Below are 20115 nucleotides of genomic sequence, written 5' to 3' on the forward strand. Positions count from 1 at the left end.
TGAAAAGATTAATGCAGGATTTTAGCGAGGAAGTCTTTAGCGCGTTCGGATTTCGGATTCGCGAAGAACTCTTCTTTGGGCGAGTCTTCAACGATTTTCCCTTCATCCATGAAGATCACGCGGTTGGCCACTTTACGGGCGAAGCCCATTTCGTGCGTCACCACCATCATGGTCATCCCTTCGTGCGCCAGCTCCACCATCACGTCCAGCACTTCGTTGATCATTTCAGGATCGAGTGCAGAAGTCGGTTCATCGAACAGCATCGCCACCGGATCCATACACAGCGCCCGCGCGATTGCCACACGCTGCTGCTGGCCGCCCGAAAGCTGTGCCGGGAACTTATCCGCATGCGCAGAGAGCCCGACGCGTTCCAGTAACTTCAGCCCCTTTTCGCGCGCCGCTTTTTTATCGCGCTTCAGCACTTTCACCTGTGCAAGCGTCAGGTTCTCAATGATCGACAGGTGCGGGAACAGCTCAAAATGCTGGAACACCATGCCCACGTGGGAGCGAAGCTGGGCAAGGTTGGTTTTACGGTCGTTCACTTTGGTGCCGTTAACGACAATCTCGCCCTGCTGGACAGGTTCCAGACCATTAACGGTTTTGATAAGCGTAGACTTACCGGAACCGGACGGGCCGCAGACCACCACCACATCGCCTTTTTTCACTTCTGTTGAGCAGTCGGTCAGCACCTGAAAGTGCCCATACCATTTAGAAACATTTTTCAGGGAAATCATTATACGGTCCTTTTCTTCAGCCAGCTGACCAACAGCGATGCGCTTAAACTAATCACAAAATAGACCCCGCCCGCGAAGAGGATCATCTCAACCTGCGTTCCGTCACGTTCGCCAATGGTGGAAGCGGTACGGAAGAAGTCTGCCAGGCTCAGTACGTAGACCAGGGAGGTATCCTGGAACAGGACGATGCCTTGCGTCAGCAGCAGCGGAACCATGGCGCGAAACGCCTGCGGCAGAATAATCAGCTTCATGGACTGCCAGTGCGTCATACCGAGCGCCAGCGCAGCGCTGGACTGCCCGCGCGAGATACTCTGAATACCGGCGCGGATGATCTCGGAGTAGTAGGCGGCTTCAAACATGGAAAACGCCACCATGGCAGAGATCAGGCGGATATCGGTTTTCGGCGACAGACCCAGCACGTTCTGTAAGAAGCCGGGAACAATCAGGTAAAACCACAGCAGCACCATGACCAGCGGGATGGAGCGGAACACGTTAACGTAAGCCGTGGCGAACCAGGCGAGCGGCTTAAAGCTCGACAGGCGCATCACCGCCAGCAGGGTGCCCCAGACAATACCGACGATAATGGCGATAACGGTGATCTTTAGGGTAATTGCCAGTCCATCCAGCAGATAGGGCATGGAGGGAACAATGGAACTCCAGTCAAATTCGTACATTATTTGCCCCCCAGATTGCCCGGCAGGCGTACTTTGCGTTCAACCAGGTTCATCACCAGCATGATGAAAGCGTTAATCAGAACATACGCGAGCGTGATCGCCGTGAAGGATTCCCACGCGTGAGCGGAGTAATCCAGCAGCTTACCCGCCTGCGCCGCCATATCGACCAGGCCAATGGTTGAGGCGATGGCCGAGTTTTTCACCAGGTTCATCATTTCGGAGGTCATTGGCGGAACGATAACGCGGTAAGCGTTAGGCAGCAGGACGTAACGGTAGGCCTGTGGCAGGGTCAGGCCCATCGCCAGTGCCGCATTCTTTTGCCCGCGCGGCAGTGACTGTATGGCGGCACGCACCTGTTCGCAGACGCGCGCAGCGGTGAACAGCCCCAGACACAGCATGGAAGAGACAAAGAACTGTACGTTAGGATCCAGTTCTGCCTTGAACCACATGCCGAGATCTTCCGGCAGCAGTTCCGGGATCACCAGATACCAGGTAAAGAACTGCACGATCAGCGGAACGTTACGGAACAGTTCCACATAGAGCGTGCCAATTGAAGAGAGAAAACGGTTAGGGACGGTACGCAGAATACCGAACAGCGAACCGACAAGAAACGCGATAATCCACGCCGTTATCGATAGCGCAACGGTAACCTGAAAGCCGCTCCACAGCCAGCCGAGATAGGTGGTGTTGCCGAACGGGGCTTGTTGCAGAAAGATGCCCCAGTTCCAGTCAATTGACATAGTAAACTCCAGAAAAAAGAGGGTAGCAGCGCTACCCTCGAAGATTGGTGAGAAGCTCAATTTTTGCGCTGAGTGGGGAACGACCACTCAACGTATAGTCTGTCCATGCTTCCCGACAATCGAGAGGGCAGGAGATCCCGCCCCTGTCGTTCTAATTAGTTAAGAGCTTTGTCGTTTGGTGATTTGAACAGCGCTTTCATGTCGTCAGACAGTTCAAAGTTCATGTTCAGGTTTTTTGGTGGAATAGGGTTCTTGAACCACTTGTCGAACCATTTTGCCGCTTCGCCAGAGGTTTGCGCCTGAGCGATGGTGTTATCGATCAGCTTTTTGAAGTCTTCATCGCCTTTACGCAGCATACAGCCGTAAGCTTCTTTCGACTGCGCGGTTCCGACGATTTCCCAGTTGTCTGGTTTCTTCGCCTTCGCGCGCTCGCCCGCCAGCAGGGCGTCATCCATCATAAACGCGACAGCACGACCGCTTTCCAGGGTACGGAAGGAGTCGCCGTGGTCTTTCGCGCTGATGATGCGCATGTCCATTTTCTTCTCGTCGTTCAGCTTGTGCAGCAGTACTTCGGATGTGGTACCGGAGGTAACGACAACCGCTTTGCCTTTCAGGTCAGCAAAGTCTTTGATATCGCCGCCTTTTTTCGTCAGCAGGCGAGTGCCCACAACGAAGATGGTATCGGAGAAAGCGGCCTGTTTCTGACGTTCAAGGTTGTTGGTGGTCGAGCCACACTCAAAATCAAACGTGCCGTTTTGCAGCAGAGGGATACGGTTCTGTGAAGTGATGGGGATCAGCTTCACTTGCAGGTCAGGTTTGTTCAGCTTTTTCTTCACGGCTTCAACGATGGCGTTGGAGTAATCCTGTGAATAGCCCACGACTTTTTGCGTGTTGTCGTAGTAAGAGAACGGGACAGAAGATTCACGGTGGCCGACCACGATTACGCCGTTTTTGGCAATCTTGTCGAGAGTGCTTCCTGCTGCCGGAGCGTCTTCAGCGTGGACGACGCCCGCAGACATTCCCATAACCAGCATTGCTGTGGCCAGTTTACGTAATTGCATACCCAACTCCTTTCTTATCAGCGCCAGTGACGCATAGATACCCATTGTGATGTTGTTATATCTCGCGCAATGCGAGTGCAGTGTTATGCAAGCTTGTTAACATTTAGTCTGGCTTAATGTAAAGATTTTGCTGCGTTATTGTTTATTTTTGCGAAGCGCGCCGCACCATTCCGAGGCAATAATCTCCCGTTGCACCGTTTCGGTGCCACCGGCGATCGATGCTGGTGCGACAGGGTTGCACGTTAAGCCAGACAGCGTTTGCGTGAAGAAATAAAGCAACAGGCGTGCCAGAATTGAAGGGTTGGGAGGAAATTGTCGGGTGGCGGCGAAGCCTTAACCGACCTACGGGAGTAAAAATGTAGGCCGGGTAAGCGTCAGCGCCACCCGGCATCAGAAGGCAAGATTATTTACGACGCTGACGCAGGCTCATCAGCACGGCGCCAAAGCCGAACAGCGCGGTCAGGATCCACAGCGGCCAGTTGCCGGTGCGGGCGTACGGTGTCAGGCCCGAGGCAGGCGTAACTTTGGTTGTCAGCACTTCACGGGTGAACTGCGGGATCATGGCCTGGATTTCGCCCTGCGGGCCAATCACGGCGGTGATGCCGTTATTAGTGCTACGCAGCAGCGGACGCGCCAGCTCCAGAGAACGCATTCGCGCCATCTGGAAGTGCTGCCACGGGCCAATCGATTTACCGAACCAGGCATCGTTTGAGATGGTCAGCAAATAGTCGGTGTCCGGGCGGAAGTTATCGCGCACCTGCTCGCCGAGGATAATCTCGTAGCAAATGGCGGCCGTCAGGGCAAAACCGTGCGCGTGAAGCTGCGGCTGAACGTACGGGCCGCGGCTGAATGAGGACATCGGCAAATCAAAGAACGGTGCCAGCGGGCGCAGAATCGACTCCAGCGGAACAAACTCGCCAAACGGTACAAGGTGGTTTTTGTTGTAGCGATTGGTGGAGGTATAGCTGTATTCGCTGTCCTTACCGAGCGTAATGATCGCGTTGTAGGTGTCATAGCGGTTCTGCTGGTTCAGACGCGCATCCACAATGCCGGTAATCAGCGTACTGCCGCGGGCGCGCAGCAAATCGTCCATCATCTTCAGGAAGGGTTGCTGATTGATCTCCAGGTCCGGGATCGCAGACTCAGGCCAGATGATGAGCTGTGATTTGCCCATCACCTCTTCGGTGGCGTTGGCGTAGATTTTCAGCGTGTTCAGCAGCTGATTCTCATCCCATTTCAGTGACTGCGGGATATCGCCCTGCACCAGAGAAACCTGCGTGGCGCGCGCGGGCTCCAGCGTGTACCACTGGATATAGCGCAGCGGGAAGGGCAGGGCAAACAGGATCAGCGCGACAGCCAGCGGCTTCCCGTTACGTGTCACCAGGGCCAGCACCAGCAGGCCGCTGACCGCCATTAACAGAAAGTTGATCGCCTCCACGCCCATGACGGGAGCCAGACCTTTCAGCGGGCCGTCTATCTGGCTATAGCCGAACTGCAACCACGGGAAGCCGGTCAGTACCCAGCCGCGCAGAAATTCAGTGATTTGCCAGACAACGGGAGCCGCTATCGCCACGCGCAGCCAGCTGGTTTTAGGCCAAAGACGAGAAAGGACACCCGCGAACAGGCCGGTGTAGAGCGACAGATACGCGGCGAGCAGCACAACCAGGAAGACGTTAACCGGCCCCGGCATTCCGCCAAATTGCGCGATACTGACGTAGACCCAGTTGATGCCAGAGCCGAACAGCCCCAGCCCCCAGAAGTAGCCGATGGCCGCGGCCTGTACCGGGCGACGGTTCAGGGTAAGACCCTGTAGCCCCATCAGGGAGAGAAGAGCGGCTGGCCAGATATCGTAAGGAGAAAAAGCCAGCGTACCGCTGGCTCCGAGTAACAGCGCCAGCAGCAAACGGACGCGCTGGCGTTCTAATAATGGGGCAAATGCCATTTACATTAATCTTCCAGTTTTGGCACCGGTGAGTCGTCCGGCATTCTGACGTGAACCTGAATAATACGTCGGCTGTCAGCCATTGCGACCTTGAACTGGTAACCATCGATGTCAACGGTTTCACCGCGGGCCGGAAGATGGCCGAAGGCCTGCATCACCAGACCGCCAATGGTGTCCACTTCTTCATCGCTGAAGCTGGTGCCGAAGGTGTCGTTGAAGTCTTCAATGGAGGCCAGCGCGCGCACGGTCCAGGTGTGGCGGCTCAGCTGACGGAAGTCGATATCCTCTTCTTCGTCATACTCATCTTCAATTTCGCCCACGATCAGCTCAAGGATGTCTTCGATTGTAACCAGACCGGAAACGCCGCCAAATTCATCAATAACAATCGCCATGTGGTAGCGCTGGGAGCGAAACTCCTTCAGCATCCGATCCACACGTTTACTTTCCGGCACAACGACGGCCGGACGTAACACTTTTTCCATACTGAAGGCTTCGGCATCGCTGCGCATAAACGGCAGCAGATCTTTCGCCATCAAAATCCCTTCGATGTGATCTTTATCTTCGCTGATGACCGGGAAGCGCGAGTGAGCCGATTCGATAATCACATCGAGGCACTCGTCCAGCGTCTGGTTGCGTTTCAGGGTAATCATCTGCGAGCGGGGGATCATGATGTCGCGGACGCGCTGGTCGGCGATGTCCATCACCCCTTCGAGCATTTCGCGCGTATCTTCATCGATAAGATCGTTCTGCCCGGAATCACGAATCAGCTCCAGCAGTTCATCACGGTTTTTGGGTTCGCCGTGGAAAAGCTGGTTCAGAATGAGGGAGAAAAATCCCTTTTTTGTGGTTGTCGTGTCGCTACTGTGTGAATTGTCGTCGCTCATGGCGTTTGTTAAGGGTTCTCTTGTTAGTTCAACGTTAACCGCCGCGCTATGTCCTTGCGCGGCGGAATGGTAGTCAGTGACTGACTATTCTTTCTCGGCAATGTACGGATCCTCATAGCCCAGAGCAAGCATTATCTCTGTCTCGAGGGATTCCATCTCTTCCGCTTCGTCATCTTCAATATGGTCGTAACCCAGAAGATGCAGGCTACCGTGCACCACCATGTGTGCCCAGTGTGCTTCCAGCGGCTTTTGCTGCTCTTTGGCTTCCTGCTCAACCACCTGACGGCAGATGATCAGATCGCCCAGCAGCGGCATCTCAATACCCGGAGGCGCTTCGAACGGGAAAGAGAGCACGTTGGTCGGCTTATCTTTCCCGCGGTAGGTCAGGTTGAGCTCATGGCTTTCCGCTTCATCCACCAGGCGAATCGTGACTTCTGATTCTTCCTGAAACTGAGGGATAACGGCATCCAGCCATTTCTGAAACTGTGCCTCTTCTGGCATGCCGGAATTATCTTCACAGGCCAGCTGTAAATCGAGGATCACCTGACTCATTTCTGTTCATGCTCCTGCGCTTCGCGCTTACGTTCTGCGGCCAGTTCGGCCCTGCGCTTCTGATCGGCCTCTTCCCAGGCCTCATAAGCGTTAACGATACGCGCGACGACCGGATGGCGTACCACATCTTCACTGTGGAAGAAGTTAAAGCTGATTTCGTCTACTTCGGCCAGCACTTCGATGGCGTGACGCAGACCCGATTTGGTGTTGCGCGGCAGGTCAATCTGAGTGACGTCACCGGTGATAACCGCTTTCGAGTTAAAGCCGATACGCGTCAGGAACATCTTCATCTGTTCGATGGTGGTGTTCTGGCTCTCATCCAGAATGATGAACGCGTCGTTAAGCGTACGGCCACGCATGTAGGCCAGCGGGGCGACTTCAATCACGTTACGCTCAATGAGCTTTTCAACTTTCTCGAAGCCGAGCATTTCGAACAGCGCGTCGTACAGCGGGCGCAGATAGGGGTCCACTTTCTGACTCAAATCGCCCGGCAGGAAGCCGAGTTTCTCACCCGCTTCAACGGCAGGACGGGTCAGCAGGATACGGCGGATCTCCTGACGCTCGAGCGCATCTACCGCCGCAGCAACGGCCAGATAGGTTTTACCCGTCCCCGCCGGACCCACGCCGAAGGTGATGTCATGGTCAAGAATGTTGGCGATGTACTGCGCCTGGTTAGGCGTACGCGGCTTGATGACGCCGCGCTTGGTCTTGATATTGATGGCCTTACCGTAGTCCGGCACGCTCTCGGCGCTCTGCTCGAGCACGCGCGCCTCTTTGATGGCAAGGTGGATCTGTTCAGGCTCAATATCCTGAATTTCGCCACGCATCGGGGCGGTATCAACATACAGACTGCGGAGAATATCTGCCGCGGCATTGACGCAGATTGGGCGTCCGGTGAGTTTGAAATGGTTATCGCGACGATTGATTTCGATACCCAGACGTCGCTCCAGTTGTTTGATGTTGTCATCAAACGGCCCGCACAGGCTCAGCAGGCGAGCGTTGTCTGCGGGCTCAAGGCTAATTTCACGCGTATCTATGTTCAAACTGTTCCTCTTTAATTGGTTAACTGACCTGTGGCCACACGCCGTAATAAAACGGTCATTACCGAAATTATTCACGCCATAGAATAAAGGCGCAAGCGTTGCGGTAGATATTGGGGGTGATGAGAGGAAATACAAGGCCTGCCAGGAGGGCAGGCCAGAAGGATTACGGCTGGTAAATACCTACGCCAGAATCGTTGACTTTGCGGGTACGAGAGATGACGGATTCAGGCGTCTGTGCGATGCGCAGACCCATTTCGTCCTCGGTGCGCACCAGCTTCCCGCGCAGGGAATTAGTCAGCACTTCGACAATCTCAACGTCCACAAATTTACCGATCATGTCCGGGGTGCCTTCAAAGTTCACCACGCGGTTATTTTCGGTTCGACCGGACAGTTCCATAATGCTCTTACGGGAAGTGCCTTCCACCAGAATACGCTGGACGGTGCCGAGCATGCGACGGCTCCAAGCGTTGGCCTGCTGGTTAATACGCTCCTGCAAAATATACAGACGCTGTTTTTTCTCTTCTTCCGGCACGTCGTCAACCATATCGGCAGCAGGCGTGCCCGGGCGCGCGGAGAAGATGAAGCTGTAGCTGACGTCGAAATTCACGTCGCCGATAAGCTTCATGGTGCGCTCGAAGTCGTCAGCGGTTTCGCCAGGGAAGCCGACGATGAAGTCGGAGCTAATCTGGATATCCGGGCGCGCTTCACGCAGTTTGCGGATGGTGGATTTATACTCCAGCACCGTGTGTGGACGGCCCATCAGGTTCAGCACGCGGTCAGAGCCGCACTGAATCGGCAGGTGCAGGAAGCTCACCAGCTCCGGCGTATCGCGATAGACGTCAATGATGTCGTCGGTAAATTCCATCGGATGGCTGGTGGTAAAGCGAATGCGGTCGATGCCGTCAATCGCCGCCACCAGTCGCAGCAGTTCAGCAAAGCTGCCCGTGGTGCCGTCGTAGTTCTCACCGCGCCAGGCGTTAACGTTCTGGCCCAGCAGGTTCACTTCGCGTACGCCCTGGGCGGCAAGCTGAGCGATTTCAAACAGAATATCGTCCGCCGGGCGGCTCACTTCTTCACCGCGGGTATAAGGCACCACGCAGTAAGTACAGTATTTATTACAGCCTTCCATGATGGAGACGAAGGCGGTCGGGCCATCCGCGCGCGGCTCTGGCAGACGGTCAAATTTCTCGATCTCCGGGAAGCTCACGTCAACCACCGGGCTGCGATTCCCGCGAACCTGATTGATCATCTCTGGCAGACGGTGCAGGGTCTGAGGGCCAAAGACGATATCCACATAGGGGGCTCTCTGGCGGATCAGCTTACCTTCCTGCGATGCCACGCAGCCACCCACGCCAATGATCAGGTCCGGATTTTTCCGTTTGAGAAGCTTCCAGCGGCCTAACACATGAAAGACTTTTTCCTGTGCTTTTTCACGAATTGAACAGGTGTTCAGCAGCAGCACATCGGCTTCTTTCGCATTTTCAGTCAGCTGGTATCCGTGGGTGGTATCCAGCAGATCGGCCATCTTGGATGAATCGTATTCGTTCATCTGACAGCCCCAGGTTTTTATATGGAGTTTTTTAGTCATCGACTTGCTCAGCTCAGGATTGCAAGCCGCGTATTGTAATGCTTTGGTGCGGTTGTGACCAGTATGAAGGTTGTCAACCTCAGGACCGCAAAAATCCGGTAAACTTAAGGCATTCTCCAATAAGGAATAGTGACCATGACACTCCTGAACACCGAAGTTGCCGTTGTCGGCGGCGGTATGGTCGGCGGCGCACTGGCGCTGGGGCTGGCGCAGCAGGGATTTGATGTAACCGTTATTGAACAGGCGGCTCCGCCGGCATTCGATCCTGCCAGCAAGCCGGACGTGCGTATTTCCGCCATCAGCGCGGCGTCTGTTGATCTGCTTCGCGGGCTGGGCGTCTGGGAGGCGGTGCTGGCGATGCGCGCGCATCCCTACAGTCGTCTTGAAACCTGGGAGTGGGAAAATGCCCACGTGTCGTTTGACGCCGCCGAGCTGAAACTGCCGCGCCTGGGTTATATGGTGGAAAACAATGTGCTCCAGCAGGCGCTCTGGCAGGCGCTGGAGGCGCATCCGAAGGTGACGCTGCGCGTTCCGGCCTCGCTGAAAGCCCTGCATCGTCATGAAAGCGGATATCACCTGACGCTGGACAACGACGACGACGAGTTGGCCGTGAAGCTGGTGGTGGGGGCAGATGGCGCGAACTCACAGGTCAGGCAGATGGCAGGCATTGGGATCCATGCCTGGCAGTATCAGCAGTCCTGCATGCTGATCACCGTTCAGTCAGAAAACGCACCGGGCGAAAGCACCTGGCAGCATTTTACGCCGAACGGCCCGCATGCATTCTTGCCGCTGTTTGATAACTGGGCTTCGCTGGTGTGGTACGACAAACCGGCGCGTATTCGGCAGTTGCAGGGGCTGACAATGGCGCAGTTGCAGCGTGAAATCCAGCAGCACTTCCCGAGCCGTCTGGGGAACGTAACGCCGGTTGCTGCCGGTGCATTCCCGCTGATGCGACGCCACGCGTTGCAGTATGCCCGTGAAGGGCTGGCGCTGGTGGGGGACGCGGCACACACCATTCATCCGCTGGCGGGGCAGGGGGTTAACCTGGGATACCGTGACGTCGATGCGTTACTGGACGTGCTGGGCAACGCACGCGCTCACGCGGAAGTCTGGGCCAGCCATCAGGTACTCAAGCGCTACCAGACGCGCCGGATGGCGGATAACTTCGTCATGCAGTCGGGAATGGATCTGTTCTATGCCGGGTTCAGCAATGACGTGGGTCCGGTGCGGATATTGCGAAATATCGGACTGATGGCGGCGGAGCGCGCCGGTGGCCTGAAGCGTCAGGCCCTGAAATACGCCCTCGGACTCTAATCTTTATTCCCTCTCCCCGTGGGAGAGGGTTAGGGTGAGGGCATCAGGCCGCACTATTCTGAGCAACAAAAACAAAAAAGCCCGCAGAGCGGGCTTGTTTGTTTTAAGTGGCTGGGGTGCAGGGATTCGAACCCCGGAATGCTGGTATCAGAAACCAGAGCCTTACCGCTTGGCGACACCCCAATTGCGTTAAACAAATGGCTTAACGACTTTAAAGTGGCTGGGGTACGAGGATTCGAACCTCGGAATGCCGGAATCAGAATCCGGTGCCTTACCGCTTGGCGATACCCCAACAATGTTCAGTTTACCGAATGGTATTCGATAACGTAAATATGGTGGCTACGACGGGATTCGAACCTGTGACCCCATCATTATGAGTGATGTGCTCTAACCAACTGAGCTACGTAGCCAGTACTGCAATCTTCGATGGCTGGGGTACCTGGATTCGAACCAGGGAATGCCGGTATCAAAAACCGGTGCCTTACCGCTTGGCGATACCCCATCCGTGCAACGCTTACCTGGGAATGGTGCGGGAGGCGAGACTTGAACTCGCACACCTTGCGGCGCCAGAACCTAAATCTGGTGCGTCTACCAATTTCGCCACTCCCGCAAAAAAGATGGTGGCTACGACGGGATTCGAACCTGTGACCCCATCATTATGAGTGATGTGCTCTAACCAACTGAGCTACGTAGCCAGTACTGCAATCTTCGATGGCTGGGGTACCTGGATTCGAACCAGGGAATGCCGGTATCAAAAACCGGTGCCTTACCGCTTGGCGATACCCCATCCGTGCAACGCTTACCTGGGAATGGTGCGGGAGGCGAGACTTGAACTCGCACACCTTGCGGCGCCAGAACCTAAATCTGGTGCGTCTACCAATTTCGCCACTCCCGCAAAAAAGATGGTGGCTACGACGGGATTCGAACCTGTGACCCCATCATTATGAGTGATGTGCTCTAACCAACTGAGCTACGTAGCCATCTTTTTTTCGCGTTACCTTATCGGCGTTGCGGGGCGCATTATGCGTATAGACCCTTGCAGCGTCAACACCTTTTTCAATGAAAATAGCCGGAATGTGACTGTTTGGTTAGGTTGCGAACAGCGAGGCCGAATATTCGACAATTATTGGTTATTAATCGTTTTTATGCGGGGAAAAGAGAGGCAAAAAAATCAGGCCCCGGAGGGCCTGATTATGGTCTGGACATTATTTATAGGCAGACTGGTGAACGCCTACCGCACGTCCTGATGGATCGTTCATGGATTTGAAAGATTCATCCCATTCAATGGCTTTGGCAGACGAGCAGGCGACCGATGGCCCCCCCGGTACGCACTCGGCTGCGCTTGGAACCGGGAACAGTTCTTCGAAGATCTCACGGTACAGGTACGCCTCTTTTGAGCCCGGCGTGTTGTAAGGGAAGCGGAAGCTCGCGGTTTCCAGCTGTTGGTCAGAAACCTGCTTCGCCGCCACCTCTTTCAGGGTGTCGATCCAGCTGTAGCCTACGCCATCGGAGAACTGCTCTTTCTGACGCCACGCCACGCTCGCCGGCAGGTAGGATTCAAAACATTCGCGCAGGATATGTTTTTCCATTTTGCCGTTGCCGCACATTTTATCCTGCGGGTTGATGCGCATTGCCACGTCGAGGAATTTCTTATCGAGGAACGGCACGCGGGCTTCCACGCCCCAGGCGGACATGGCCTTGTTGGCGCGCGCGCAGTCAAACATGTGCAGCGCCTGTAGCTTACGCACCGTCTCTTCATGCAGCTCTTTGGCGTTCGGCGCTTTATGGAAATAGAGGTAACCGCCAAACACTTCGTCAGAACCTTCGCCGGAGAGCACCATCTTGATGCCCATCGCCTTGATCTTACGCGACATCAGGTACATCGGCGTGGAGGCGCGAATGGTGGTCACATCGTAGGTTTCAATGTGATAGATCACGTCGCGGATCGCGTCCAGGCCTTCCTGCACGGTGAAGTGAATTTCGTGATGCACGGTGCCCAGATGGTTCGCCACTTCCTGGGCAGCTTTCAGGTCAGGTGCCCCTTCCAGACCCACGGCAAAGGAGTGCAGCTGCGGCCACCAGGCTTCGGAACGCTCCTGATCTTCCACGCGACGGGCGGCGAATTTTTTGGTGATCGCGGAGATCACGGAGGAGTCCAGGCCGCCGGAGAGCAGAACGCCGTACGGCACGTCAGACATCAGGTGGCTCTTCACGGACTCTTCCAGCGCCTGACGCAGTTCGGCTTTATCCGTCACGTTGTCTTTCACCGCGTCATAGTCAAACCAGTCGCGCTGGTAATAAGGGCGGATCTCGCCGTCTTTACTCCACAGGTAGCTGCCCGCCGGGAACTCTTTAATGGTGCGACAAACCGGTACCAGCGCTTTCATCTCTGAAGCAACGTAGAAGTTGCCGTGTTCATCGTGCCCCATGTACAGCGGGATAATACCGATATGGTCACGGCCAATCAGGTAAGCGTCTTTTTCGCTGTCGTACAGCGCGAAGGCAAACATGCCTTGCAGCTCGTCGAGGAACTCCGGGCCTTTCTCCTGATACAGCGACAGGATCACTTCACAGTCAGAACCGGTCTGAAAGGCGTAGCGGTCGCCGTACTCGGCGCGCAGCGCCTGATGGTTGTAAATTTCACCGTTAACAGCCAGCGCGTGCGTTTTTTTCTCGTTATACAGCGGCTGTGCACCGGCGTTGACGTCAACAATGGAGAGACGTTCGTGAGCCAGGATCGCTTTATCGCTGGCGTAAACGCCTGACCAGTCCGGACCGCGATGGCGCATCAGGCGGGACAATTCGAGTGCTTTTTTACGCAGTTCGCCCGCGTCAGTTTTAATATCCAGTACGCCAAAAATAGAACACATAACCTTCTCCGTTAACCCTGTTGCATTGTGATGTTGCTTGCTTATGAAAATGCCGCAAAAGGGGGAGGGCGCGCAAGCGTTTTACGGGTGAAAACGTAAATAGTGCAACGACGATTGCCGAATCTTAAAAATAGAGCATGCCGAAGGCGATTTTATTGATGATTATTCAGTAAAAGGCGGGTTTCGTTAGATGGCGGTATGTTTTATGAAGCCAGAAATGAAAAACCACGCCCTGGGGCGTGGTTCTGAATCAAATAACGTCGATTTCGTCGACAGAGGGGTAAATCCAGCTTGGCCGGAAGGGCATCGTATCAATGTCATCAAGCTGCGAGACGCCAGAAAGCACCAGAATGGTTTCAAGCCCCGCCTGGAAACCGGCCAGAATATCGGTGCGCAGGTTGTCGCCAACAATGACGGTATCTTCCGAGTGTGCCTGCATCGTATTCAGCGCGGCGCGAATGATCCACGGGCTTGGTTTGCCGACAACAAACGGCTTACGGCCAGAGATTTTTTCGATACCGGCGCACAGCGCACCGCAGGCGGGGTAAAAACCACGACCGTGCGTATCTGGGTTGGTGGCGATAAAACGCGCACCGTTGGCGACAAAGTAGGCTGCTTTATGCATCATCTCCCAGTTAAAGGAGCGCGTTTCACCCACGATAACAAAGTCCGGGTTCACGTCGGTGATGGTAAAGCCCGCTTTATACAGCTCGTGGATCAGCGCGCCTTCGCCGACCACGTAGGCTTTCTTGCCTTCCTGACGCTTCAGGAAATCCGCCGTTGCCATAGCGGAGGTATAAAATACGCTGTCCGGGACATTAACGCCCGCAGTCGCAAAGCGGTTTGCCAGATCCTGACCAGTCTGTGAAGGGTAGTTCGTGAGAAGAACCAGTGGCATTCCTTTGTCGATGATGCGGTGAAGAAACTCCGCAGCACCCGGCACGGCAACGTTGTCGTGCATCAGCACGCCGTCGATATCACAAATTACATTCTTAATGGTCATGGACAATCCGACATCAAAAAAAGAAGGCGTTACTATAAGGTCCGATCAGGATTCCAGCAAATGTTGCAGCAGGATCCCGTTGAGCATGGCACGTTTTACCAGGGCGAATGCGCCAATTGCCGAGCGGTGATCCAGCGTAGAGCGCACTACCGGCAGGTTCTGGCGAAATGCCTTCAGCGCCTGGGTATTGATGCAGCCCTCAATGGCAGGCAGTAACACTTTTTCGGCTTCCACGATCTCCCCGGCAATCACCACTTTTTGCGGATTAAACAGGTTGATGGCAATGGCGATGGTTTTACCCAGGTGCCGTCCTACCTGTTCGATCACTTCGCAGGCCAGCGCATCGCCTTTATTTGCCGCCTTGCAGATGGCGCCGATCTTACAATCGTCCAGCGTGACGCGGCTCTGGTAACCCTGCTCCAGCAGATGGCGAACGCGATGTTCAATGGCGGCATTCGCGGCAACGGTTTCTAAACAGCCAAAGTTACCGCAGTGGCAGCGTTCGCCAAGCGGTTCAACCTGGATATGACCAATCTCGCCCACGTTGCCGTTACGACCGATAAAAATGCGCCCGTTAGAGATGATGCCCGCACCTGTACCCCGGTGAACGCGCACCAGAATAGAGTCTTCACAGTCCTGGCTCGCACCAAAGTAGTGCTCCGCCAGCGCCAGGGAGCGAATATCGTGCCCGACAAAACAGGTTAGCTTAAAGCGCTTTTCCAGCGCTTCAACCAGCCCCCAGTTCTCCACGTTAATATGCGGCATGTAGCGAATAACGCCGCTCTCCGGGTCGACCAGGCCGGGCAGAATGACCGAAATGGCAATCAGCTCGCGGATCTTGCGCTGACAGCTTTCAATAAAGTGCGCGATGGTATTCAGTAAGGCGTGTTCGAGCGTTTCCTGCGTGCGCTCGGGCAGCGGGTAGTGCTCTTCGGCAATGGCTTTGCTGCTCAGATCGTAGAGCGTAAGCGTGGTGTCATGACGGCCTAAGCGGACGCCAATCGCCTGAAAATTGCGGGTTTCAGTGACAATGGAAATCGCGCGGCGGCCTCCGGTGGAGGCCTGCTGATCCACTTCTTTGATCAGACCGCGCTCAATGAGCTGACGCGTGATTTTTGTCACGCTGGCGGGAGCAAGCTGGCTTTGTTCGGCTATCTGAATGCGTGAGATTGGCCCGTGCTGGTCAATCAGGCGATAAACTGCCGCGCTGTTAAGTTGTTTAACGAGATCGACATTACCGATTTGAGCTTGTCCGCCTGGTGTCATACTTTTACTTACTCAGTGACGACCTCGTTACCATTAACGATGGTCTTAATAATTTTATAATCGTGTGTGAACGCCGTCAGGTTTGCAACCATACCTGGCGCAATACCCCCGAGCTGTTTATCGACGCCAATGGCTCGCGCCGGATACAGCGTGGCCATGCGCAGCACTTCCTCAAGCGCAATACCGCAATGCTCAACGAGGTTACGCACCCCTTCGATCATCGTCAGAGAAGAACCGCTCAGCGTGCCGTTCTCATCCACACACAGTCCATTCCGGTAGTATATTGTTTTACCAGCAAAAATGAACTGGTCAATATTTGCCCCTGCCGGAGCGGTGGCATCCGTTACCAGGCAGAGCTTGTCGCCCTTGAGACGCTTGGCGTTGCGGATGTTGGTGTAATCCACATGCAAGCCGTCGGCGATAATGCCGCAGTAGACGTCTGGTTCATCCAGAATGGCACCAACCAGCCCGGGTTCGCGGCCAGTAATATACGGCATCGCGTTATAAAGGTGTGTGGCAAAGGTAATGCCTGCGCGGAAGCCGGCTTTCGCCTCTTTCAGCGTCGCGTTCGAATGGCCCGCAGACACCACAATCCCGGCAGCGGCCAGTTTGCTGATAACGTCCGTGCCGGTCATTTCCGGCGCCAGCGTCACTTTAGCGATCACGTCGGCATTGGCGCACATGTAGTCAACCAGCTCGGCATCCGGCTTGCGCACGTAGTTCGGGTTATGGGTGCCTTTTTTGACCATGTTCAGCCACGGTCCTTCCAGGTGCAGACCCAGCGCCTGGTTCGGGTGTTTTGCCAGGTACTCGCGCATAACGCGGATACCCTGTTTCATCAGGTCATCGCTGCTGGTGATAAGCGTCGGCAGATAGCTGGTGCAGCCCGATTTCTCGTTGGCTTTCTGCATGATTTCCAGCGTTTCAACCGTCACCGCTTCTGCGGTATCGTTAAACTGGACACCGCCGCAGCCGTTAAGCTGTACGTCGATGAAACCGGGGGAGATTACAGCTCCATTGAGTGAGCGCTGTTCGATCTCCGGCGGCAGTTCCGCCAGCGGGCAAACACGTTCAATCAGGCCATTGGCGATAACAATCGCATGGTCATCCAGAATTTCATGGCCGGTATAAATCCGACCGTGGGTTAAAGCGTACATATCGACCCCCGGTTAAAAAAAGCGACCGCCTCTGACAGAAGAGGCGGTTATTCAATTACAGACCTTTGATGTTCTCAGCTTCTAACTCGTTGAAATATTTCAGCGTTTTCACTTTCAGTTCCATGGTGGACGGTTCGTCACATACGACAACCGCTTTTGGATGCAGCTGCAAGCAGCTGATAGTCCACATATGGTTCACGTTACCTTCAACGGCAGCCTGAAGCGCTTGCGCTTTCACGGCACCCAGCACCAGAATCATCACTTCTTCAGCGTCCAGCAGCGTACCCACGCCCACGGTCAGCGCGTATTTAGGCACCTGATTGACGTCGCCATCAAAGAAGCGGGAGTTAGCCACACGCGTGTCATGAGTCAGCGTTTTAATACGGGTGCGGGAAGCCAGTGAAGATGCCGGTTCGTTGAACGCGATGTGGCCATCGTTGCCCACGCCGCCCATAAACAGGTGGATTTTACCGTAGGAACGGATTTTTTCTTCATACTGACGGCATTCTGCGTCAATATCAGGCGCGTTTCCATTCAGCAGGTTAATATTTTCAGCCGGAATATCAACGTGATCAAAGAAATTACGGTGCATAAAGCTGTGGTAACTTTCCGGATGTTCCTTTGGCAGGCCGACATATTCGTCCATGTTGAAGGTCACAACGTGCTTGAAGCTAACCTGGCCCGCTTTATGCATTTCAACCAGCGCTTTATACGCGGTCAGTGGCGTGCCGCCGGTTGGAAGACCGAGAACGAAAGGACGATCGGCTGTTGGTTTGAACGCGTTGATGCGGTTAACGATATGACGAGCAGCCCATTTTCCGACTTGTTCAGCTGTTGCCAGGGGAATCAGTCTCATTATTCACCTCTAAAGTTTAAGTAAAAGTGGGCGGATGATTAGTGCAACCTGAACTAAGCGTAACCTGGAACCTTTCAGGCCGGATCAATCCGTCTTGATTTTTTGAATGATAAAATAAGTTTTCGTCGTTAGCCAGTGAAAGGGAGGGTTTAATACGATATTTGGTGACAATAATCACAAAAAATAGGTGTTTAATTTGCGATACGAATTAATTTTTCACACACTCACACTGCCAGTGAATCATCAACTGTATCTATCGTTCGTGACACAATAAAAACATAGTTTATGCGCGAGTCTTAACAATGGGTCTCGTAGGGGGAATAGGATGAATATTTTAGGTTTTTTCCAGCGCCTCGGTAGGGCTTTGCAGCTCCCTATCGCCGTGCTACCGGTTGCAGCGTTGCTGCTGCGATTCGGGCAACCCGATCTTCTTAACGTGCCGTTTATTGCCCAGGCAGGCGGCGCCATTTTTGACAACCTTGCGCTGATCTTCGCCATCGGCGTGGCGTCAAGCTGGTCAAAAGACAGCGCCGGTGCTGCGGCACTGGCAGGGGCGGTAGGTTACTTCATCCTCACGAAAGCGATGGTAACCATCAACCCGGAAATCAACATGGGTGTACTGGCGGGTATCATTACCGGTCTGGTCGGTGGCGCCGTGTACAACCGCTGGGCAGGTATCAAACTGCCTGACTTCCTGAGCTTCTTCGGCGGTAAACGTTTTGTGCCGATTGCGACGGGCTTTTTCTGTCTGATCCTGGCAGCCATCTTTGGCTACGTCTGGCCACCGGTGCAGCACGCTATCCATGCGGGCGGCGAGTGGATCGTCTCTGCGGGCGCAATGGGTGCGGGCATCTTCGGTTTCATTAACCGTCTGCTGATCCCAACCGGTCTGCATCAGGTACTGAACACCATCGCCTGGTTCCAGATTGGTGAGTTCACCAACGCGGCCGGCGCGGTATTCCACGGTGATATCAACCGCTTCTACGCAGGCGATGGCACCGCGGGCATGTTCATGTCCGGTTTCTTCCCAATCATGATGTTTGGTCTGCCTGGCGCTGCGCTGGCAATGTACCTGGCCGCGCCAAAAGCGCGTCGCCCGATGGTGGGCGGTATGCTGCTGTCCGTTGCGGTAACGGCTTTCCTGACCGGCGTGACCGAGCCGCTCGAATTCCTGTTCATGTTCCTGGCGCCGCTGCTGTACCTCATGCACGCCATCCTGACCGGTATCAGCCTGTTCGTTGCTACTCTTCTGGGCATCCATGCTGGCTTCTCCTTCTCCGCAGGCGCCATCGACTACGTGCTGATGTACAACCTGCCGGCGGCAAGCAGCAACGTCTGGATGCTGGTGGTGATGGGCCTGATCTTCTTCGTTATCTACTTCGTTCTGTTCAGCGCGGTTATTCGCATGTTTAACCTGAAAACGCCGGGCCGCGAAGACACGAAAGAAGATGTGGTGACCAGTGAAGCCAACAGCAACACCGAAGAAGGTTTAACCCAGCTGGCAACCAGCTACATTGCCGCTGTAGGCGGTACCGATAACCTGAAAGCGATTGATGCCTGTATTACCCGTCTGCGTCTGACCGTGGGCGACTCTGCGCGCGTGAGCGATGCAATGTGTAAACGCCTGGGCGCATCTGGCGTGGTGAAGCTGAACAAACAAACCATCCAGGTTATCGTGGGTGCGAAAGCCGAATCTATCGGCGATGAAATGAAAAAAGTGGTTGCCCGTGGCCCGGTTGCTGCCGCCTCAGCGGACAGCGCGCCAGTGGCCGACGCTCCGGCTGCGAAGCCGCAGGCTGTGCCAAACGCGGTGACCATCGCTGCGCTGGTTTCTCCGGTGACGGGTGACGTGGTTGCGCTTGAGCAGGTGCCTGACGAAGCGTTCGCCAGCAAAGCCGTAGGCGACGGCGTGGCCGTGAAGCCAACGGATAAAACCGTGGTCTCTCCGGCAGCCGGTACTATCGTGAAAATCTTCAATACCAACCACGCGTTCTGCCTGGAAACTGAGAAAGGCGCGGAGATCGTTGTCCATATGGGTATCGATACCGTTGCGCTGAACGGTCAGGGCTTTACTCGCCTGGTGGAAGAGGGCGCTGAGGTGGCAGCAGGCCAGCCGATCCTGGAAATGGATCTGGACTTCCTGAACGCCAACGCGCGCTCCATGATAAGCCCTGTGGTGTGCAGCAACATCGACGACTTCAGCGGTCTGGTACTCCAGGCGCAGGGTCAGGTAGTTGCGGGCCAGACACCGCTGTATGAGATTAAAGGCAAGTAATCGCTCCTGAGTAGAGTTATGCCTTTAGCGGCGGGGGGAAATCCTCCGCCGCTTTTTTTTGCAGCAAATGCCCCCATTATTTTCTTCTGGAACGTTTTAAGGGTTGTCACTACGTCCGGCTTATAAGATCATATGCCGTTATACGTTGTTTACGCT

16 protein-coding genes and 9 tRNA genes are annotated in these 20115 nt (G+C 54.9%); 2 read left to right on the forward strand and 23 right to left on the reverse strand.

Annotated elements, in window-relative coordinates; genetic code table 11:
• Nucleotides 1-8: 8 nt before the first annotated feature.
• The 9 genes from IM300_RS09035 to miaB form a co-directional block, all read right to left on the reverse strand.
• Nucleotides 9-734, reverse strand: a complete 726-nt coding sequence (locus IM300_RS09035) for an amino acid ABC transporter ATP-binding protein (RefSeq protein WP_006809622.1) — start codon at nucleotides 732-734, stop codon at nucleotides 9-11.
• On the reverse strand, nucleotides 734-1408 hold the full coding sequence (gene gltK, locus IM300_RS09040; protein ID WP_022647437.1) for a glutamate/aspartate ABC transporter permease GltK: 675 nt from the start codon (nucleotides 1406-1408) through the stop codon (nucleotides 734-736). Before gltK ends, IM300_RS09035 begins: the two co-directional genes overlap by 1 nt.
• Entirely contained in the window at nucleotides 1408-2148 is a 741-nt protein-coding gene (gltJ, locus tag IM300_RS09045; RefSeq protein WP_015571133.1) for a glutamate/aspartate ABC transporter permease GltJ, read from the reverse strand. The genes gltK and gltJ overlap by 1 nt, the downstream gene beginning before the upstream one ends.
• A gap of 155 nt (nucleotides 2149-2303) precedes the next feature.
• On the reverse strand, nucleotides 2304-3209 hold the full coding sequence (locus tag IM300_RS09050; protein WP_193036227.1) for an amino acid ABC transporter substrate-binding protein: 906 nt from the start codon (nucleotides 3207-3209) through the stop codon (nucleotides 2304-2306).
• A 403-nt stretch (nucleotides 3210-3612) separates the two neighbouring features.
• Entirely contained in the window at nucleotides 3613-5151 is a 1539-nt protein-coding gene (gene lnt / locus IM300_RS09055; protein ID WP_193036229.1) for an apolipoprotein N-acyltransferase, read from the reverse strand.
• 5 nt (nucleotides 5152-5156) lie between these two features.
• Nucleotides 5157-6035 (reverse strand): CNNM family magnesium/cobalt transport protein CorC, encoded by an 879-nt coding sequence (gene corC / locus IM300_RS09060; RefSeq protein ID WP_003858679.1) that lies wholly within the window; start codon nucleotides 6033-6035, stop codon nucleotides 5157-5159.
• Between the two features lie 84 nt (nucleotides 6036-6119).
• The gene (ybeY, locus tag IM300_RS09065; protein WP_003858677.1) at nucleotides 6120-6587 is read right to left on the reverse strand and encodes an rRNA maturation RNase YbeY; all 468 of its coding nucleotides are present in this window, start codon (nucleotides 6585-6587) and stop codon (nucleotides 6120-6122) included.
• Nucleotides 6584-7630 carry a PhoH family protein gene (locus IM300_RS09070; protein WP_022647440.1) on the reverse strand — a complete coding sequence of 349 codons (1047 nt, stop codon included), beginning with the start codon at nucleotides 7628-7630 and terminating at the stop codon, nucleotides 6584-6586. The genes ybeY and IM300_RS09070 overlap by 4 nt, the downstream gene beginning before the upstream one ends.
• Nucleotides 7631-7793: 163 nt before the next feature.
• Complete coding sequence (gene miaB, locus IM300_RS09075) at nucleotides 7794-9218, reverse strand: tRNA (N6-isopentenyl adenosine(37)-C2)-methylthiotransferase MiaB (protein ID WP_063449370.1); 1425 nt, start codon at nucleotides 9216-9218, stop codon at nucleotides 7794-7796.
• Nucleotides 9219-9353: 135 nt separating this feature from the next.
• Between miaB and ubiF the strand changes: the two genes are divergently transcribed.
• Nucleotides 9354-10532, forward strand: a complete 1179-nt coding sequence (gene ubiF / locus IM300_RS09080; protein WP_193036231.1) for a 3-demethoxyubiquinol 3-hydroxylase — start codon at nucleotides 9354-9356, stop codon at nucleotides 10530-10532.
• A 108-nt stretch (nucleotides 10533-10640) separates the two neighbouring features.
• Here ubiF and IM300_RS09085 read toward each other — a convergent pair.
• The 14 genes from IM300_RS09085 to nagB form a co-directional block, all read right to left on the reverse strand.
• Nucleotides 10641-10715, reverse strand: a tRNA-Gln gene (locus IM300_RS09085).
• Between the two features lie 34 nt (nucleotides 10716-10749).
• Nucleotides 10750-10824, reverse strand: a tRNA-Gln gene (locus IM300_RS09090).
• Nucleotides 10825-10865: 41 nt separating this feature from the next.
• Nucleotides 10866-10942 (reverse strand) — tRNA-Met (locus tag IM300_RS09095).
• 17 nt (nucleotides 10943-10959) lie between these two features.
• Nucleotides 10960-11034, reverse strand: a tRNA-Gln gene (locus IM300_RS09100).
• Between the two features lie 23 nt (nucleotides 11035-11057).
• Nucleotides 11058-11142, reverse strand: a tRNA-Leu gene (locus IM300_RS09105).
• A gap of 8 nt (nucleotides 11143-11150) precedes the next feature.
• Nucleotides 11151-11227 (reverse strand) — tRNA-Met (locus IM300_RS09110).
• Between the two features lie 17 nt (nucleotides 11228-11244).
• Nucleotides 11245-11319: transfer RNA gene (locus tag IM300_RS09115), tRNA-Gln, on the reverse strand.
• Between the two features lie 23 nt (nucleotides 11320-11342).
• Nucleotides 11343-11427, reverse strand: a tRNA-Leu gene (locus IM300_RS09120).
• Between the two features lie 8 nt (nucleotides 11428-11435).
• Nucleotides 11436-11512, reverse strand: a tRNA-Met gene (locus IM300_RS09125).
• Nucleotides 11513-11737: 225 nt separating this feature from the next.
• Nucleotides 11738-13402, reverse strand: coding sequence for an asparagine synthase B (gene asnB / locus IM300_RS09130; protein ID WP_193036233.1), 1665 nt, complete (start codon nucleotides 13400-13402; stop codon nucleotides 11738-11740).
• A 250-nt stretch (nucleotides 13403-13652) separates the two neighbouring features.
• Entirely contained in the window at nucleotides 13653-14405 is a 753-nt protein-coding gene (nagD, locus tag IM300_RS09135; protein ID WP_063449367.1) for a ribonucleotide monophosphatase NagD, read from the reverse strand.
• A 45-nt stretch (nucleotides 14406-14450) separates the two neighbouring features.
• The gene (locus IM300_RS09140; RefSeq protein WP_102750595.1) at nucleotides 14451-15671 is read right to left on the reverse strand and encodes an N-acetylglucosamine repressor; all 1221 of its coding nucleotides are present in this window, start codon (nucleotides 15669-15671) and stop codon (nucleotides 14451-14453) included.
• 8 nt (nucleotides 15672-15679) lie between these two features.
• Nucleotides 15680-16828: an N-acetylglucosamine-6-phosphate deacetylase gene (nagA, locus tag IM300_RS09145; RefSeq protein ID WP_063449365.1), complete on the reverse strand. Its 1149-nt coding sequence runs from the start codon at nucleotides 16826-16828 to the stop codon at nucleotides 15680-15682.
• A gap of 55 nt (nucleotides 16829-16883) precedes the next feature.
• The gene (nagB, locus tag IM300_RS09150) at nucleotides 16884-17684 is read right to left on the reverse strand and encodes a glucosamine-6-phosphate deaminase (protein WP_003858663.1); all 801 of its coding nucleotides are present in this window, start codon (nucleotides 17682-17684) and stop codon (nucleotides 16884-16886) included.
• Between the two features lie 325 nt (nucleotides 17685-18009).
• On the opposite strand from nagB, the gene nagE reads away from it, so the two are divergent.
• The gene (gene nagE, locus IM300_RS09155) at nucleotides 18010-19959 is read left to right on the forward strand and encodes a PTS N-acetyl glucosamine transporter subunit IIABC (RefSeq protein WP_063866091.1); all 1950 of its coding nucleotides are present in this window, start codon (nucleotides 18010-18012) and stop codon (nucleotides 19957-19959) included.
• The last annotated feature ends 156 nt before the right edge of the window (nucleotides 19960-20115 follow it).

This window comes from Enterobacter cloacae complex sp. I2 (assembly GCF_014896205.1).
Taxonomy (GTDB): domain Bacteria; phylum Pseudomonadota; class Gammaproteobacteria; order Enterobacterales; family Enterobacteriaceae; genus Enterobacter; species Enterobacter quasihormaechei.